General features: G+C 56.0%; 1 pseudogene. It reads left to right on the top strand.

Going from position 1 to position 575, the window contains the following annotated elements:
- Positions 1-575 (top strand): annotated as a pseudogene (locus tag DPF91_RS22150) (hypothetical protein); the annotation flags it as partial.

Raw genomic sequence — 575 nt, 5'->3', positions numbered from 1 at the left:
ACTCCGCGACCGCTACCATCTTTGATGATGGTGATGGTCCGGGTGATGATCCTGATGATGACCGCCCAGAGGTGTGGATTGAAGGCGGTGGCGACGTCAATGAAGGCGATACGGTTGGGTTTACCGTTAAGACCAGCGCCGCCGCTGCTGTAGAGGTGTTCGCTAAAGTGGCCTTAACGGACATCGATACCGACAGTGATGATATCGATGCGTTTGARTACCTCGACGATGAGGGTATCTGGCAAGCCGTGCCAGTGGATGGGGTGATCCCAATTCCCGTTGAGGAGACGTCGGTTGAGCTTCGAGTGGTGACCTCGCCTGATAACGTGTATGAAGGTCCCGAAGACTTTTCAGTGGGCGTAACACCAGACAGTGGCACCRTGGCTTCGGCAAGTGAGCCGAACTCCGCGACCGCTACCATCTTTGATGATGGTGATGGTCCGGGTGATGATCCTGATGATGACCGCCCAGAGGTGTGGATTGAAGGCGGTGGCGACGTCAATGAAGGCGATACGGTTGGGTTTACCGTTAAGACCAGCGCCGCCGCTGCTGTAGAGGTGTTCGCTAAAGTGGCC

The sequence above is a fragment of the Vibrio maerlii genome, from assembly GCF_003415655.1.
Classification (GTDB): domain Bacteria; phylum Pseudomonadota; class Gammaproteobacteria; order Enterobacterales; family Vibrionaceae; genus Vibrio; species Vibrio maerlii.
Note: the sequence above shows the minus strand (reverse complement) of the source record. Positions and strands in the feature narration are given on the sequence as shown.